Annotated in this window: 12 protein-coding genes; 10 read left to right on the forward strand and 2 right to left on the reverse strand. The window is 54.7% G+C overall.

What is annotated here, in order from left to right:
- The 4 genes from dnaA to gyrB all read left to right on the forward strand — a co-directional run bounded on the left by dnaA (window position 1) and on the right by gyrB (window position 6158).
- Entirely contained in the window at window positions 1-1398 is a 1398-nt protein-coding gene (dnaA, locus tag C5523_RS00005; RefSeq protein ID WP_039080026.1) for a chromosomal replication initiator protein DnaA, read from the forward strand.
- A gap of 4 nt (window positions 1399-1402) precedes the next feature.
- Window positions 1403-2503, forward strand: coding sequence for a DNA polymerase III subunit beta (dnaN, locus tag C5523_RS00010; protein WP_039080027.1), 1101 nt, complete (start codon window positions 1403-1405; stop codon window positions 2501-2503).
- Window positions 2504-2641: 138 nt separating this feature from the next.
- Complete coding sequence (gene recF, locus C5523_RS00015; RefSeq protein WP_039080028.1) at window positions 2642-3715, forward strand: DNA replication/repair protein RecF; 1074 nt, start codon at window positions 2642-2644, stop codon at window positions 3713-3715.
- Between the two features lie 28 nt (window positions 3716-3743).
- The gene (gene gyrB, locus C5523_RS00020) at window positions 3744-6158 is read left to right on the forward strand and encodes a DNA topoisomerase (ATP-hydrolyzing) subunit B (protein WP_039080029.1); all 2415 of its coding nucleotides are present in this window, start codon (window positions 3744-3746) and stop codon (window positions 6156-6158) included.
- A gap of 33 nt (window positions 6159-6191) precedes the next feature.
- Here gyrB and C5523_RS00025 read toward each other — a convergent pair whose 3' ends face one another.
- Window positions 6192-7127, reverse strand: a complete 936-nt coding sequence (locus tag C5523_RS00025) for a LysR family transcriptional regulator (RefSeq protein WP_107222683.1) — start codon at window positions 7125-7127, stop codon at window positions 6192-6194.
- A 110-nt stretch (window positions 7128-7237) separates the two neighbouring features.
- Between C5523_RS00025 and C5523_RS00030 the strand changes: the two genes are divergently transcribed.
- Both C5523_RS00030 and yidA read left to right on the forward strand, forming a co-directional pair.
- A complete protein-coding gene (locus C5523_RS00030; protein ID WP_071195133.1) occupies window positions 7238-8263 on the forward strand; it encodes an NAD(P)-dependent alcohol dehydrogenase in 1026 nt (341 codons plus the stop codon).
- A 115-nt stretch (window positions 8264-8378) separates the two neighbouring features.
- Window positions 8379-9191, forward strand: a complete 813-nt coding sequence (gene yidA, locus C5523_RS00035; RefSeq protein ID WP_039080032.1) for a sugar-phosphatase — start codon at window positions 8379-8381, stop codon at window positions 9189-9191.
- 21 nt (window positions 9192-9212) lie between these two features.
- Here yidA and C5523_RS00040 read toward each other — a convergent pair whose 3' ends face one another.
- A complete protein-coding gene (locus tag C5523_RS00040; protein WP_108700411.1) occupies window positions 9213-10298 on the reverse strand; it encodes an FAD-binding protein in 1086 nt (361 codons plus the stop codon).
- A gap of 241 nt (window positions 10299-10539) precedes the next feature.
- On the opposite strand from C5523_RS00040, the gene dgoR reads away from it, so the two are divergent.
- The 4 genes from dgoR to dgoD are packed head-to-tail and all read left to right on the forward strand — an operon-like array spanning window position 10540 to window position 13847.
- Complete coding sequence (dgoR, locus tag C5523_RS00045; RefSeq protein ID WP_039080034.1) at window positions 10540-11229, forward strand: D-galactonate utilization transcriptional regulator DgoR; 690 nt, start codon at window positions 10540-10542, stop codon at window positions 11227-11229.
- On the forward strand, window positions 11226-12101 hold the full coding sequence (locus C5523_RS00050) for a 2-dehydro-3-deoxygalactonokinase (RefSeq protein ID WP_108700412.1): 876 nt from the start codon (window positions 11226-11228) through the stop codon (window positions 12099-12101). The genes dgoR and C5523_RS00050 overlap by 4 nt, the downstream gene beginning before the upstream one ends.
- On the forward strand, window positions 12085-12702 hold the full coding sequence (locus C5523_RS00055; protein ID WP_039080036.1) for a 2-dehydro-3-deoxy-6-phosphogalactonate aldolase: 618 nt from the start codon (window positions 12085-12087) through the stop codon (window positions 12700-12702). The genes C5523_RS00050 and C5523_RS00055 overlap by 17 nt, the downstream gene beginning before the upstream one ends.
- Window positions 12699-13847 carry a galactonate dehydratase gene (gene dgoD, locus C5523_RS00060; protein WP_039080037.1) on the forward strand — a complete coding sequence of 383 codons (1149 nt, stop codon included), beginning with the start codon at window positions 12699-12701 and terminating at the stop codon, window positions 13845-13847. Before C5523_RS00055 ends, dgoD begins: the two co-directional genes overlap by 4 nt.
- The last annotated feature ends 44 nt before the right edge of the window (window positions 13848-13891 follow it).

Raw genomic sequence — 13891 nt, forward strand, 5'->3', positions numbered from 1 at the left:
GTGTCACTTTCGCTTTGGCAGCAGTGTCTTGCCCGATTGCAGGATGAGTTACCAGCCACAGAATTCAGCATGTGGATCCGCCCGTTGCAGGCGGAACTGAGCGATAACACGCTGGCTTTGTATGCGCCAAACCGTTTTGTGCTCGATTGGGTAAGAGACAAGTATCTCAATAATATCAATGGGCTGCTGAACGATTTCTGCGGTGCGGACGCCCCGCAACTGCGCTTTGAGGTCGGTACGAAGCCCGTCACGCAGGTCCACAGAGAACCTGCTCATATCGCCGCGCCAGTACAGACGACTCACGTTCAGCCGCAGCGCGCTGCGCCGGCAGTGCGCCCTGGCTGGGACAACGTTCCCGCACCGGCGGAACCGACCTACCGCTCCAACGTTAACCTTAAACACACCTTTGATAACTTCGTCGAAGGTAAGTCGAACCAATTGGCGCGCGCGGCGGCGCGCCAGGTGGCGGATAACCCAGGCGGTGCCTACAATCCACTATTCCTTTATGGTGGAACGGGTTTGGGTAAAACTCACCTGTTGCACGCGGTGGGTAATGGCATCATGGCGCGTAAACCCAACGCCAAAGTGGTGTATATGCACTCCGAGCGTTTTGTCCAGGACATGGTAAAAGCCCTGCAAAACAATGCGATCGAAGAGTTTAAACGCTACTACCGATCCGTTGACGCATTGCTTATCGATGACATCCAGTTCTTTGCCAATAAAGAACGATCGCAGGAAGAGTTTTTCCACACGTTTAACGCGCTGCTGGAAGGGAATCAACAGATCATCCTGACGTCGGATCGTTATCCTAAAGAGATCAATGGCGTTGAAGATCGTCTTAAATCCCGCTTCGGTTGGGGGCTTACGGTCGCGATCGAGCCGCCTGAACTGGAAACCCGCGTTGCGATCCTGATGAAAAAGGCCGACGAGAATGACATTCGTCTGCCGGGTGAAGTGGCCTTCTTTATTGCCAAGCGTTTACGCTCTAACGTGCGTGAACTGGAAGGGGCACTGAACCGCGTGATTGCCAATGCCAACTTTACGGGCCGGGCGATTACTATCGATTTCGTGCGTGAAGCGCTGCGTGATTTGCTGGCGCTGCAGGAAAAACTGGTCACCATCGACAATATTCAGAAGACGGTGGCAGAGTATTACAAGATTAAGGTCGCGGACCTGCTGTCGAAGCGTCGCTCCCGTTCAGTCGCGCGTCCGCGCCAGATGGCGATGGCGCTGGCGAAAGAGCTCACCAACCACAGTCTGCCGGAAATTGGCGATGCGTTTGGTGGCCGTGACCATACTACCGTGCTACACGCCTGCCGCAAGATTGAGCAGTTGCGTGAAGAGAGCCACGATATCAAAGAAGATTTTTCCAATTTAATCAGAACATTATCGTCGTGACGCTATGAAATTTACCGTTGAACGTGAACACCTTTTAAAGCCGCTGCAACAAGTTAGCGGCCCGCTGGGCGGTCGCCCGACGTTGCCCATTCTCGGTAATCTGCTGCTTCAGGTTGCAGACGGTACGCTTTCGCTGACCGGTACCGATCTTGAAATGGAAATGGTGGCCCGTGTTGCGCTCGTCCAGCCGCATGAGCCCGGCGCGACTACCGTCCCGGCGCGGAAATTCTTTGATATCTGCCGTGGCTTGCCGGAAGGCGCGGAAATCGCCGTCCAGCTCGAAGGCGAGCGTATGCTGGTGCGTTCTGGTCGCAGCCGCTTCTCCCTTTCCACGCTGCCTGCCGCCGATTTCCCGAATCTGGATGACTGGCAAAGCGAGGTGGAGTTCACTCTGCCGCAGGCCACGATGAAACGTCTGATTGAAGCCACCCAGTTCTCGATGGCGCATCAGGATGTGCGTTACTACTTAAACGGCATGCTGTTTGAGACCGAAGGTGAAGAGCTGCGTACCGTGGCAACGGACGGCCACCGCCTGGCGGTCTGCTCTATGCCTGTCGGTGTGAGTTTGCCAAACCATTCGGTGATCGTGCCGCGTAAAGGGGTGATTGAGTTGATGCGTATGCTCGACGGCGGGGACAACCCGCTGACCGTGCAGATCGGCAGCAACAACATCCGTGCGCATGTTGGTGATTTTATCTTCACATCGAAGCTGGTTGACGGTCGTTTCCCGGATTATCGCCGCGTATTACCGAAAAACCCGGACAAACATCTGGATGCGGGTTGCGACATTCTTAAGCAGGCTTTTGCCCGTGCCGCCATTCTCTCGAACGAGAAATTCCGCGGCGTGCGTCTGTATGTCAGCGAAAACCAGTTGAAAATCACCGCTAACAACCCGGAACAGGAAGAAGCGGAAGAGATACTGGATGTGACCTACTCCGGTAGCGAAATGGAGATTGGTTTTAACGTTAGTTATGTGCTGGACGTACTTAATGCGCTGAAGTGCGAAAATGTGCGTATTATGCTGACGGATTCCGTTTCGAGCGTGCAGATTGAGGATGCGGCTTCGCAATCCGCAGCTTACGTCGTCATGCCCATGAGGCTGTAGAAAATATCGGGCTATCTTGCTTGTTATTCTGGCTCCGGGCAGTGCTCGCAATCTTCACGTACCTTAGTACGCTCCGGTTGCTGCGCGCTGGCCGTAACCAGACTAACTGCGCCGATAACGCCCTGGTTATGAGCTGATATGTCGCTATCCCGACTCCTAATCAAAGACTTCCGCAATATTGAAAATGCGGATCTCGCCTTATCTCCCGGCTTTAACTTCCTGGTTGGCGCGAACGGCAGCGGCAAAACCAGCGTGCTGGAAGCTATCTATACGCTTGGTCATGGCCGGGCGTTTCGCAGTTTGCAAATTGGCCGCGTCATTCGCCATGAGCAGGAGTCATTTATTCTGCACGGGCGTTTGCAGGAGGCGGAGCGGGAAATCGCCATTGGTCTGACGAAAGACAAACAAGGCGACAGCACCGTGCGTATCGACGGAACGGATGGCCACAAGGTGGCGGAACTGGCGCTGCTGATGCCAATGCAGTTGATTACGCCTGAGGGGTTTACATTACTCAACGGCGGCCCCAAATACAGAAGAGCGTTCCTTGATTGGGGATGCTTCCACAACGAAGCCGGTTTCTTTACCGCCTGGAGCAACCTTAAGCGGCTGCTCAAACAGCGTAATGCCGCGCTACGGCAGGTAAGCCACTACGGCCAGTTGCGCCCGTGGGATAAAGAACTGATTCCGCTGGCGGAACAAATCAGCCTGTGGCGTGCCGAATACAGTGCCGGTATCGCCGAAGATATGGCCGACACCTGCAAACAATTTTTACCGGAGTTCTCTCTGACCTTTTCTTTCCAGCGCGGCTGGGAGAAAGAGACGGATTATGCCGAGGTGCTGGAGAAGAACTTCGAACGCGATCGCCTGCTGACTTACACCGCACACGGCCCGCACAAAGCGGATTTCCGTATACGTGCCGACGGCGCGCCGGTGGAAGATACGCTTTCCCGTGGGCAGCTAAAACTCCTGATGTGTGCGCTACGTCTGGCGCAGGGGGAGTTTTTAACCCGCGAGAGCGGTCGCCGCTGTTTGTACCTGATAGATGATTTTGCCTCGGAGCTGGATGATGCGCGTCGCGGACTGCTTGCCAGCCGCTTAAAAGCCACGCAATCACAAGTTTTCGTCAGCGCCATCAGCGCTGAACACGTACTGGACATGTCGGACAAAAATTCGAAGATGTTCACCGTGGAAAAGGGTAAAATAACGGATTAACCCAAGACAAAATGAGCGAGAAACGTTGATGTCGAATTCTTATGACTCCTCCAGTATCAAAGTCCTGAAAGGGCTGGATGCGGTGCGTAAGCGCCCGGGTATGTATATCGGCGATACGGATGACGGCACCGGTCTGCACCACATGGTATTCGAGGTGGTAGATAACGCTATCGACGAAGCGCTCGCAGGTTACTGTAAAGACATCGTTGTCACGATCCACAGCGATAACTCCGTCTCCGTACAGGATGATGGTCGTGGGATCCCAACCGGTATTCACCCGGAAGAGGGTGTCTCAGCAGCCGAAGTCATCATGACCGTGCTGCACGCGGGCGGTAAGTTCGATGATAACTCCTATAAAGTGTCCGGTGGTCTGCACGGCGTAGGCGTTTCGGTTGTAAACGCCCTGTCGCAGAAACTGGAGCTGGTTATCCAGCGTGATAATAAAGTTCACCGTCAGATCTACGAACACGGTGTGCCGCAGGCGCCGCTGGCCGTGACCGGTGATACAGAAAAAACCGGTACCATGGTGCGTTTCTGGCCGAGCTATGAAACCTTCACCAACGTCACCGAATTTGAGTATGAAATTCTGGCGAAACGTCTGCGCGAGCTGTCCTTCCTGAACTCTGGCGTATCCATCCGCCTGAAAGACAAGCGCGACGGCAAAGAAGACCATTTCCACTATGAAGGCGGTATCAAGGCATTTGTTGAGTATCTCAATAAGAACAAAACGCCAATTCACCCGAATGTCTTCTATTTCTCCACCGAAAAAGACGGTATCGGCGTCGAAGTAGCGCTGCAGTGGAACGATGGTTTCCAGGAAAACATCTACTGCTTTACCAACAACATTCCGCAGCGCGACGGCGGTACCCACCTTGCAGGCTTCCGTGCGGCGATGACCCGTACCCTGAACGCCTATATGGATAAAGAAGGCTACAGCAAAAAAGCAAAAGTCAGCGCCACCGGTGACGATGCCCGTGAAGGCCTGATTGCGGTCGTTTCCGTGAAGGTGCCGGATCCGAAGTTCTCCTCGCAGACCAAAGACAAACTGGTCTCCTCTGAGGTGAAATCGGCGGTTGAACAGCAGATGAACGAACTGCTGGCTGAATACCTGCTGGAAAATCCGTCCGATGCGAAAATCGTGGTCGGCAAAATTATTGATGCGGCGCGTGCCCGTGAAGCGGCGCGTAAAGCCCGTGAAATGACCCGCCGTAAAGGCGCACTCGACTTAGCGGGCCTGCCGGGCAAACTGGCGGACTGTCAGGAACGCGACCCGGCGCTGTCTGAGCTGTACCTGGTGGAAGGGGACTCCGCGGGCGGCTCTGCGAAGCAGGGGCGTAACCGTAAGAACCAGGCGATTCTGCCGCTGAAAGGTAAAATCCTTAACGTTGAGAAGGCGCGCTTCGACAAGATGCTCTCTTCTCAGGAAGTGGCGACGCTCATCACCGCGCTCGGCTGCGGTATCGGTCGCGACGAGTACAACCCGGACAAATTGCGTTATCACAGCATCATTATCATGACCGATGCGGACGTCGACGGCTCGCACATCCGTACGCTGCTGTTGACCTTCTTCTATCGTCAGATGCCGGAAATCATTGAGCGTGGCCATGTCTACATTGCCCAGCCACCGCTGTACAAAGTGAAAAAAGGCAAACAGGAACAGTACATTAAAGACGATGAGGCGATGGATCAGTATCAAATCGCTATCGCTCTGGACGGTGCAACTCTGCACACGACCGAAGGCGCACCAGCTCTGGCCGGTGAAGCGCTGGAAAAACTGGTCTCTGAATACAATGCCGCGCAGAAGATGATTGGCCGTATGGAACGTCGCTTCCCGCGCGCACTGCTGAAAGAGCTGGTGTATCAGCCGACGCTGGCCGAAGCCGATCTGGGCAACGAGCAGGCCGTCACCCGCTGGGTAAATGCGCTGGTCACCGAGCTGAACGAGAAAGAGCAGCACGGTAGCACCTGGAAGTTCGATATTCGCGAAAATGCGGAACTGAACCATTTCGAGCCGATTATTCGCGTGCGTACCCACGGTGTCGATACGGATTATCCGCTGGATAATGAATTTATCGCCGGGGGCGAATATCGCCGTCTCTGCACGCTCGGTGAAAAACTGCGTGGTCTGATCGAAGACGATGCGTTTATCGAACGCGGTGAGCGTAAGCAGCCGATCGCCAGCTTTGAGCAGGCGCTGGACTGGCTGGTTAAAGAGTCCCGTCGTGGTCTTGCTATCCAGCGTTATAAAGGTCTGGGCGAGATGAACCCGGATCAGCTGTGGGAAACCACCATGGATCCGGAAAGCCGCCGCATGCTGCGCGTGACCGTTAAAGATGCGATTGCCGCCGACCAGTTGTTCACCACCCTGATGGGTGATGCCGTTGAACCGCGCCGTGCCTTTATCGAAGAGAACGCCCTGAAAGCGGCGAATATCGATATTTAATTATCGTTATACAGCTATATCTGAGCCGCGCTATTAGCGCGGCTTTTTTATAGGATCCGGAAAATCCAGCGACATCGCCGCCGGTAAGCGGCTCACCAGTGTGTCTATGGCAATTCTCACCCTCAGCGGCAGGTGCGGCGTCTTCTGCCAGACTGCATGAACGTCAAAGCGTACATTCGGCGCCTGCCTGAAAAGCAGGGCGAGTTTTCCATTTTGAATCTCTTTGCTTGCCATCCAGCAGGGCAACCATGCAATACCGTGTCCGGCTATTGCTGCGTCGCAGATCGCCTGTAAATCATCCATATTGAGTGATGATCGCAGAACAAGGGTTTGCGGTTTTCCTTCGTTGTCCGCAAGCTGCCAGGGTAAAATTCTGCCTGCCTGCAGATAGTTAATGGCCGTATGCTGACGTAAATCGGCAACGGTTTCAGGATGGCCTTTTTCCCTCAGATAATCCGGCGCGGCGCACAGAACCATTTGGTGCTCGCCCAGCCTTCTGGCGGCCAGCACGGTGCTGTCTGCCAGTGTGCCGTTACGCACCGCCATATCGAATCCTTCCTCCACGAGATCCACCACCCTGTCGCTGAATGACATTTCCAGCTCAAGCCCCGGATGCTCTTGCGCCAGCGTGATCAGCAGCGGAGCGACGCACTGACGACCAAAGAGCACCGGCATCGCTACGCGCAGGCGGCCACTCACCTGTTGCTTCCCTGTTTCCAGTAGCGATTCTGCACTACGGATCTCCTCCAGTGCGCGCAGGCAACGCTCATAAAAAAGCGCGCCGTTATCGGTCAGCCGCTGGCTGCGGGTGGTGCGCTGAAACAGACGCACCCCCAGCCGTTGTTCAAGCCGGGCGATACTTTTTCCCACTGCCGAGCGCGATAAATGCAGACGGACAGCGGCCTGAGCAAAACTGCCCGCTTCAACGGCCGCCACGAAAACCGGAATGTCCTTTAGCGTATCGCTCATCAATTGTATCCATTATGGCGTCAATAAAGAGAAAACTTATCGCCACTGGCGACACCGAGTCAACGATAGACTGTCGATACTGAAACTCATTTGATGGCAGGAGAAATACGATGACAGAGACGATACAACGCTGGTCAATGGACGCCCTCGGGCGCGAAAACCTCAGACTTACCGAGGTACCTCTTCCGCAACCTGGCCCCGGTGAAGTCCGTGTACGGGTGAATGCCGTTGCGCTCAACTATCGCGATAAAATGGTCATTGAAGGCAACATGCCAATTTCGCGCTCCTTCCCCTTTACGCCGGCTTCTGACATGGCGGGCGTCGTGGACAGTACGGGCGAGGGTGTCACACGTTTCAAATCCGGGGCACGCGTCATCTCCAGCTTCTTCCCGGAGTGGATCGACGGCAAGCCAAAAGCGGACGCACGCCATTTGCCCTACCGAACCCTTGGCGGTTACTTCCAGGGCATGCTGGCTGAGTACGTGATTATGAACGAAAACTGGCTGGTTGCCGCCCCGGAAACTCTGGATGACGCAGAGGCCAGCACCTTGCCTTGTGCGGGGTTAACGGCCTGGTTCGCGCTGGTGGAGCGGGGAAATTTACGGGCCGGTCAGTCGGTGTTGGTGCAGGGGACGGGCGGTGTGGCGATATTCGCGCTGCAAATCGCTAAAGCGCATGGTGCGCACGTGTTTGTCACGTCCGGCAGTGATGAAAAACTGGCGCAGGCCAAAAAGCTGGGGGCTTATCAGGGGGTTAACCGGCTAAAAGGTGACTGGGCAGAGGCGATTCTTACGCTGACCGACGATCGCGGTATTGACCATATTATTGAAACCGTGGGCGGGGAAAATCTGAAGCATTCCCTGCGAGCCGTAGCGGTTCATGGGCGAATCTCGGTCATTGGTGTGCTGGCCGGAAATGAAATATCGCTCTCTGCCAGCGAGCTGTTGCTGAAATCGCCTGTGGTTCAGGGGATTGGTGTCGGTCACCGTCGTGCGCTGGAAGATCTTGTGCGCGCTGTTGATGTCAACGGACTGAAACCTGTTATTGAGCACCGTTACCACTTTAACGAGCTTGAAAGGGCGCTTGAACACCTTGACCGTGGTGCGTTTGGCAAAATAGTTCTCACCCGCGAGTAAGCCGTTGCTCCCTGGGGTAGGTGTAAAAGGGGTGCTTTTGTTGCGCAATGTAGCTCTATTTTTGTGGGCTAAATCGCGTTAGCATGAGGCAGCACTCATTTATCCCGGGGAACTCATGGCTATCAAACTTATTGCAATCGACATGGACGGAACGCTGTTGTTGCCGGACCACACCATCTCGCCAGCGGTTAAAAACGCCATTGCGGCTGCACGCGAACGTGGAGTGAAAGTGGTGCTGACGACAGGCCGCCCTTACGCCGGGGTTCATGCCTACGTCAAAGAGCTGCACATGGAACGGGAAGGTGATTACTGCATCACTTATAACGGCGCGCTGGTGCAAAACGCCCATGACGGCAGCACGGTGACGCAAACGGCGCTGAGCTATGACGATTACCGCTATCTGGAAAAACTGTCTCGTGACGTTGGTTCGCACTTTCATGCGCTTGACCGCAATACGCTCTACACCGCCAACCGCGATATCAGCTACTACACGGTTCACGAATCCTATGTCGCCACTATTCCGCTGGTCTTCTGCGAGCCGGAAAACATGGATCCGAACACCCAGTTCCTCAAGGTGATGATGATTGATGAGCCGGAAATCCTCGATAAAGCCATTGCCCGTATCCCGGCAGAAGTGAAAGAGAAATACACCGTGCTGAAAAGCGCGCCGTACTTCCTCGAAATGCTCGATAAGCGCGTCAATAAAGGGACTGGGGTGAAATCCCTGGCCGACGTTCTGGGCATCAAACCCGAAGAGATCATGACCCTTGGCGATCAGGAAAACGACATCGCCATGATCGAGTATGCGGGTGTAGGTGTGGCAATGGGGAACGCCATTCCGTCGGTGAAAGAAGTGGCCAACTTTGTCACCAAATCCAACCTTGAAGATGGCGTAGCGTATGCCATTGAGAAGTTTGTACTGAATTAATCTGCCGCCAGGCAGGGGCGATTATGCCCTTGCCTGCGTAGGCGTCTGCTGCTGCACCGGGATATGACCAATCCCACTTTTCATGATCAGACTGCGTATCCAGGGCGTCGTCAGGCAGCGGTTTTTGATGATTTTTCCCAGCAACTTCATGCGTAATCGACGCGTTTTCTTCCAGTATGCCGCGTTGAGGTTTTTTGTTTCTTCGCGCAACACCCCTGCCAGGATTTCCGCGCTATCCAGTGCATAGCTTATGCCTTCCAGCGAACTGGCGCTGATAAACCCCGCCGCTTCGCCAATCAGAAACGCATTCTCTTTTCCGCAGACAAAATCCGCCCAGCGGGACGGGCACAGCACTGTGCATTTCTCTGTTTTCACCGCGTCGCCAAAGCGGAAATCGAACGGTTCAAGGCGCTGCTTGAGGCGGCTAAAATTCTCCCTGCCATCCTTCATGGAAAAAGCCCCACCGAAAATGAAATAACCGTCTTTGCAGATACTCCATGAATAACAATCGGTTGTCTCATTATCAAACACGCAGGAATAGAACGGCGACGGGTGACGGTCTTTGAACCACTGCTGCAGCGAGACGTACTTGCGGATCTCATGATCGGGATATAGCAATCGCCGCACCATCGAGTTCGCACCATCGCCGCCCACCAGGTAATCTGCCGTTGCTTCATGGGTTTTACCGTCAACCGCATACATCAAATGCCAGCGGTTATCCTGTCGGCAGACCTTCTTGCACAAGGCGTCGTGGTGAACGGTGACCGAAGCGGGGATTAATGATTTCATCCATAAATCAAAGGCGTGTCGGTCGATATTAACGTAACTGCGTTGATAGTTACGCGTTATCCCCGTTTGCATATCCAGCGTTTGTACGCTGAAAATTTGCGGATCGGCCATCACCTGCACCGGCAGCGTAATCCCGACACGGATAAACGAACGTTGCGCGTCCGGGGCCAGCAATCCGCCACACGGCTTCATAAATCCGCCCGTACCCTGCTGCTGTTTTTTATCTAACGCCAGCACGCTCATCCCGCCTGCTAACTGCCGCGCCAGCGCCGCTCCCGCAGGCCCCAGACCAATAATCGCCACATCAAAATGCTGCATATCCCCTCCTCATGTTGATAAGGACGATAAGCGGCTCGGGTGAAGTTACGGTGAAGTGAAGGGGGTTAATTTTGTGATCTGTCGTTCATTTTGCGATCTAAATTGTAGTACAACAATGAATGATTGTACTACATTCAGCTCAAGCAAAAGAAAAGTACGCTCTGTTTGTACTGCAAGGATGAGGTGAAAATCGCCGGTCGAGGTAAAGTAGGTATGCATACACAGTGAATAAGGGCATGCCATGACTCTCACCAAAACCGACCGTATCGTCATCACGTTAGGGCACCAGATTGTGAGCGGGAAATATGTCCCCGGCTCAGCGCTTCCGTCAGAAGCAGAACTCTGCGAGGAGTTTGAAACCTCGCGCAACATCATTCGCGAAGTCTTTCGCTCCTTAATGGCGAAGAGGCTCATCGAGATAAAACGCTATCGCGGTGCGTTTGTAGCACCGCGTAATCAGTGGAATTACCTCGATACCGAAGTACTGCAGTGGGTACTGGAAAATGACTATGACCCGCGGCTCATCAGCGCGATGAGCGAGGTGCGAAATCTGGTAGAGCCTGCCATTGCCCGCTGGGCGGCGGAGCGCGCTACCTCAAGCGATCTGGCGCAAATCGAGGCGGCGCTCAACGACATGATTGCGAACAATCAGAATCGCGATGCCTTCAATGAGGCGGATATTCGTTATCACGAAGCGGTGCTGGAGTCGGTACATAACCCGGTGTTACAGCAACTGACCGTGGCGATCAGCTCGCTTCAAAGAGCGGTATTTGAACGAACCTGGATGGGCGATGAAGCCAACATGCCAAAAACGCTCCAGGAACATAAGGCGCTGTTCGATGCAATACGGCATCAGGACGGCGATGCAGCAGAGCAGGCGGCGCTCACCATGATCGCCAGCTCTACCCGAAGGCTTAAGGAAATCACATGACATCTCGCTACATCGCAATTGACTGGGGGTCGACCAACTTACGCGCCTGGCTTTATCAGGGGGCGGAATGCCTGGAGAGCAGGCAATCAGAAGCCGGTGTTACGCGCCTGAATGGCAAATCCCCACAAGCGGTGTTAGCAGAAATTACCCACGGCTGGCGCGATGAAAAAACGCCCGTCGTGATGGCAGGCATGGTGGGCAGCAATGTCGGCTGGAAAGTGGCGCCATACTTACCCGTTCCTGCCTTTTTCTCCGCCATTGGCGAGCAGTTGACTGCCGTTGGCGACAATGTCTGGATTATTCCCGGCCTGTGCGTTTCTCGTGACGATAACCACAACGTGATGCGTGGCGAAGAGACGCAACTGCTGGGTGCTCGCGAACTTTCTCCCTCTTCTGTTTATGTCATGCCGGGCACCCACTGCAAATGGGTACGCGCAGATGCACAGCAAATCCATGATTTTCGCACCGTGATGACCGGTGAATTGCACCATCTATTGCTGCGCCATTCGCTGGTGGGGGCGGGCTTGCCCGAGCAAGAACCGTCATCGGCGGCTTTTACATCCGGGCTTGAACGCGGCCTCGCTACCCCCGCCATTCTGCCGCAACTGTTCGAGGTCCGTGCTGCTCATGTGCTGGGCAATCTGCCGCGCGAACAGGTTAGCGAGTTTTTATCGGGCCTGCTGATTGGCGCCGAAGTCGCCAGCATGGCTGAGTACGTTATCGATCATCAGGTCACCATCGTTGCGGGAAAGGCACTGTCCGGCCGCTATCAACAGGCGCTGGAGGCGATTGGCCGCAAAGCTGTGGTCATTTCTGGCGACACCGCATTTCAGACAGGAATAAGGAGCATCGCTCATGCAGTGGCAAACTAACCTTCCGCTCATCGCAATATTACGTGGCGTTACCCCCGATGAAGCGCTGGCGCATGTCGGCGCGGTCATTGACGCGGGATTCGATGCGGTAGAGATCCCGCTCAACTCGCCGCAATGGGAAAAAAGCATTCCGGCCATCGTCGCGGCGTATGGCGACAAGGCGCTGATCGGCGCGGGTACCGTCCTTAAGCCGGAGCAGGTTGACCAACTGGCTGAGATGGGCTGCAAACTGATTGTCACTCCCAATATTCAGCCTGAGGTTATTCGCCGCGCGGTGAGCTACGGCATGACGGTCTGCCCGGGCTGTGCGACTGCCAGCGAAGCTTTTACCGCGCTTGATGCGGGTGCGCAGGCGCTGAAAATTTTCCCCTCTTCGGCCTTTGGTCCGGACTATATCAAAGCGTTGAAAGCGGTCTTGCCATCGGACGTACCGGTCTTTGCCGTGGGTGGGGTGACGCCAGACAACCTGGCGCAATGGATTAAAGCTGGCTGCGTGGGGGCAGGGCTGGGCAGCGATTTGTATCGTGCCGGGCAGCCCGTGGAACGCACCGTGCAGCAGGCAACCGCATTTGTTAACGCGTATCGAGAGGCAGTGAAATGAAAATAACGAAACTCACCACTTACCGTTTACCCCCGCGCTGGATGTTCCTGAAAATCGAGACCGACGAAGGGGTGGTTGGCTGGGGAGAGCCGGTCATAGAAGGTCGTGCCCGCACGGTAGAAGCGGCAGTTCATGAACTGAGTGATTATCTGATTGGCCAGGACCCGGCGCGCATCAATGACTTATGGCAGGTAATGTACCGCGCCGGTTTTTACCGCGGCGGTCCGATTCTGATGAGCGCGATTGCCGGTATTGACCAGGCGCTGTGGGATATCAAAGGCAAAGTCCATAACGCGCCGGTCTGGCAACTGATGGGCGGCCTGGTGCGTGACAAAATCAAAGCGTATAGCTGGGTCGGCGGTGACCGCCCGGCGGAAGTGATCGACGGCATTAAAACCCTGCGCAATATCGGTTTCGATACCTTTAAGCTGAACGGTTGCGAAGAGATGGGCGTGATTGATAATTCCCGCGCGGTAGATGCCGCCGTGAATACCGTGGCGCAAATTCGTGAAGCCTTTGGCAATCAAATTGAATTCGGTCTCGATTTCCATGGTCGTGTCAGTGCGCCAATGGCAAAAGTATTAATTAAAGAACTCGAGCAGTATCGCCCGTTATTTATTGAAGAACCGGTGCTGGCGGAGCAGGCGGAATATTATCCGCGACTGGCGGCGCAAACGCATATTCCGATTGCCGCAGGCGAACGTATGTTCTCGCGTTTTGAATTTAAACGCGTGCTGGAAGGCGGTGGTATTTCTATATTGCAGCCGGATTTATCCCACGCTGGCGGGATTACCGAGTGCTATAAAATTGCCGGAATGGCCGAAGCCTATGATGTGGCTCTGGCACCGCACTGCCCGCTCGGCCCGGTGGCGCTGGCGGCCTGTCTGCACGTGGATTTCGTTTCCCACAATGCGGTATTCCAGGAGCAAAGTATGGGCATTCACTACAATAAAGGCGCTGAATTGCTCGACTTCGTGAAAAATAAAGAAGATTTCAATATGGAAGGTGGTTTCTTTAAACCATTAATGAAACCAGGGCTGGGTGTGGATATTGATGAAGAGAAAGTCATTGCGTTAAGTCAGAATGCGCCGGACTGGCGTAATCCGGTTTGGCGGAATGAAGACGGCACCGTCGCCGAATGGTAAATGCGCTTCATACTTTGCACTGGTGGCGCGTTGGCTGCGTTTTC

Source organism: Phytobacter sp. SCO41 (assembly GCF_003073275.1).
Taxonomy (GTDB): Bacteria; Pseudomonadota; Gammaproteobacteria; order Enterobacterales; family Enterobacteriaceae; genus Phytobacter; species Phytobacter diazotrophicus.

Excerpts from the sequence above, each read along its gene's own strand:
- dnaN (WP_039080027.1), top strand. The coding sequence starts at position 1,403 with ATGAAATTTACCGTTGAACGTGAACACCTTTTAAAGCCGCTGCAACAA.
- C5523_RS00050 (WP_108700412.1), top strand. The coding sequence starts at position 11,226 with ATGACATCTCGCTACATCGCAATTGACTGGGGGTCGACCAACTTACGC.
- C5523_RS00040 (WP_108700411.1), bottom strand. The coding sequence starts at position 10,298 with ATGCAGCATTTTGATGTGGCGATTATTGGTCTGGGGCCTGCGGGAGCG.
- dgoR (WP_039080034.1), top strand. The coding sequence starts at position 10,540 with ATGACTCTCACCAAAACCGACCGTATCGTCATCACGTTAGGGCACCAG.
- dgoD (WP_039080037.1), top strand. The coding sequence starts at position 12,699 with ATGAAAATAACGAAACTCACCACTTACCGTTTACCCCCGCGCTGGATG.
- C5523_RS00030 (WP_071195133.1), top strand. The coding sequence starts at position 7,238 with ATGACAGAGACGATACAACGCTGGTCAATGGACGCCCTCGGGCGCGAA.
- recF (WP_039080028.1), top strand. The coding sequence starts at position 2,642 with ATGTCGCTATCCCGACTCCTAATCAAAGACTTCCGCAATATTGAAAAT.
- C5523_RS00055 (WP_039080036.1), top strand. The coding sequence starts at position 12,085 with ATGCAGTGGCAAACTAACCTTCCGCTCATCGCAATATTACGTGGCGTT.
- C5523_RS00025 (WP_107222683.1), bottom strand. The coding sequence starts at position 7,127 with ATGAGCGATACGCTAAAGGACATTCCGGTTTTCGTGGCGGCCGTTGAA.
- yidA (WP_039080032.1), top strand. The coding sequence starts at position 8,379 with ATGGCTATCAAACTTATTGCAATCGACATGGACGGAACGCTGTTGTTG.
- gyrB (WP_039080029.1), top strand. The coding sequence starts at position 3,744 with ATGTCGAATTCTTATGACTCCTCCAGTATCAAAGTCCTGAAAGGGCTG.